Origin of the sequence: Saccharothrix hoggarensis (assembly GCF_042678885.1) — a bacterium.
Taxonomy (GTDB): Bacteria; Actinomycetota; Actinomycetes; order Mycobacteriales; family Pseudonocardiaceae; genus Actinosynnema; species Actinosynnema hoggarensis.
Genome location: NZ_JBHTLK010000434.1, coordinates 1 through 2290, shown reverse-complemented (window position 1 = coordinate 2290; position 2290 = coordinate 1). Strand labels below are relative to the sequence as shown.

At 74.1% G+C, this 2290-nt stretch carries 3 protein-coding genes and 1 pseudogene; all 4 read right to left on the bottom strand.

The features are described 5' to 3' along the window. Positions 1 to 255 (bottom strand): anti-sigma factor family protein (locus ACFQ3T_RS36010; protein WP_380730548.1); only part of this gene is annotated, 255 nt, incomplete at its 3' end. Next, a complete protein-coding gene (locus ACFQ3T_RS36005) occupies positions 252 to 803 on the bottom strand; it encodes a sigma-70 family RNA polymerase sigma factor (protein WP_380730545.1) in 552 nt (183 codons plus the stop codon). The genes ACFQ3T_RS36005 and ACFQ3T_RS36010, both read right to left, overlap by 4 nt. A 230-nt stretch (positions 804 to 1033) precedes the next feature. Then, positions 1034 to 1942: a DUF1996 domain-containing protein gene (locus tag ACFQ3T_RS36000; protein ID WP_380730543.1), complete on the bottom strand. Its 909-nt coding sequence runs from the start codon at positions 1940 to 1942 to the stop codon at positions 1034 to 1036. A 109-nt stretch (positions 1943 to 2051) separates the two neighbouring features. Then, positions 2052 to 2290: pseudogene (locus tag ACFQ3T_RS35995) on the bottom strand (anti-sigma factor); the annotation flags it as partial.

Below are 2290 nucleotides of genomic sequence, written 5' to 3'. Positions count from 1 at the left end.
CGCCTGGCCGCCGCGTTCCGCCCGCACCTGCCGCAGCGTCCGCCGCAACAGCAGGTCGCCGTCCTCGGGCGGGCCGTCGAGCAGCGCCTCGGGCGGCACCTCGCCCAGCACGTCCCGCATCTCCCGCAGCTCGGCCACCTCGGCGCGGCACCGCGGGCAGGACGCCAAGTGGTCCTCCACGGCACGCGCCTCCGGCTCGTCGAGCACGCCCAGCGCGTAGGCGCCGAGCAGCTGTGGATCGTGGTTCGTGGTCATCCGGCCACCCCCTTCAGCGCGACCTGTTGCCCGACGAACGTCTCCCTCAGGGCCCGCAGCGCGTAGTGCGATCTCGATTTCACCGTTCCGGGTGGCACTCCCAACGCCTCGGCCGCCTCGGTCACGCTCCGGCCGCGGAAGTAGATCTCCATCAACACGTCCCGGTGATCCGACGACAACCGGTCGAGTGCTTCCAGTACCACCATCGAGTCCACCACGGAATCCGCGTGATCGCGCTGGACCGGCGGCGCCGCCGGCGTCTCGGCCACCTCGCGCGGTCGGGCCGCCTTCGCCCTGATCCGGTCGGTGACGATGTTGCGCGTCACGGTGAGGAGCCAGCCGCGGACCGATCCCTTGCCGTTCACCAGGGCGTCCGGGTGCCGCCAGGCGCGCACGAGGGTCTCCTGGACGACGTCCTCGGCCGCCGCCCGGTCACCGGTCAACCGCGTCGCGTAGGCCAGCAGCGCCCGACCGTGCTCCTCGTAGAGGGTCCGGATCAGGGCCTCGTCGGCCGCGGCCTCCCGTTTCCGGGACCACAGACCCGCCATCCACCCACTCCTCTCGTCTGCTCCCGCCTGGGACACGGGCGGTGGGGCGTTCCGGTTCACCGCGGCCGGGGCGAACTTCGGCGCGGGTGTCGGCTTCCGGGGTCGGGCTGCGGGGTCCGACTCCGGGGTCCGACTCCGGGGTCGGGCTGCGGGGTCCGACTCTGAGGTCGGGCTGCGAAGTCGGGCTGCGAAGTCGGGCTGCGAAGTCGGACTACGGGGGGGTCGGGCTGTCAGGCGCAGGTTCGGCCGGTGTTCAGGCAGGCCGTGACCCGGTCCATCAGCTCGACCGGCATGACGTTCACGAACATCGCGTGGTCGGTCCTCGGGTCGCGCAGCTGCTCGGGGAAGCTGTCCACCGCGAACGGCCGGCCGGCGGGCACGTCGTAGGCCACCCGCACCCGCAGCCGCGGCACCGGGAACGTGCCCGTCCGGCACACGCCGTTCGAGCCGGGGAACTCGACGTGCGCCCGGTGGCTCGGGCCGTCGGTGTTGCGGCCGTCCCAGCAGCTGGGGAACTCGAAGGTGCGCAGCACCATCCGACCGGGCTCGCACTCGGGGTACCGGTCGGTGTGCCGGTCCTCGAAGCCGCTGCAGGTCCACCGGGCCCGTCCCCTGCCGCTGGTCAGCGCGGCCGGGTCGCCGGTGATCATCCGCAGGAACCGGGGCATCGGCACGACCTGGCCGGCCGTGTTGCCGGTGAACGTGATCCGCACGCCGGACGGCGGCAGCACCTCGCCGGTGTTGCCGTGCACGCCGCCGCCCGGCTGGTGCTCGTCGTGCCCCGCGCGGTCGGTCAGCCGCAGCACCGGCCAGAAGTAGCTGGACGGGTCGCCGCCGGGGCAGGTGCTCGCCGAGGCGGCCAGTGACTCGTCGGTCGAGGCCGCGCTCGCGCTCCGGTTGCCGACGTACTCGTGGGTGTGGTGCGCGCCGGCCGGGCGTCCCGGCGCGATGACCATGTTGTCCGCGTTGAGGTGCCGCGTCTCGTTGCGCCCGCAGTCGACGGCGAACGAGCCTGTCGACGCGTCGGACGTGGTGACCGGCGACTCCACCGCCACCGGCACCTCGTCGATGGCCACCGTGCGGCTGTCCGCGCAGCCGGCGACCAGGACGGACACCAGCGCCAGGGGCAGCCACCTCACGCACCACAGCTTAGGCAGTTCCGACGCCGCCGACACCGGTCGGCCGGCGAACGGGCGCGGTGAGTGCCCGAACGCGCCGATCCCGTTGCCCGAGTGGGCAATCCGGGGTTCAGCGGGTGGCGCCGGCGACCAGCGTGCGGCCGTCCTCCGTCACCACGCCGATCGCGGCGACGTCGTCCACGTCGACCAGGACCGCGCCCGCCAGCGCGGTGTCACCCCCGCCCCGGGACGCCACCCAGCCGCCCGCGACGTGCCGCCGGCCGCGCACGTCGGTGACCACGAGCCGGCACCGCTCACCGGGGTCGACGCCCGCGACCACGGCGCGCAGCCGCACCCAGCCGTCGGCGT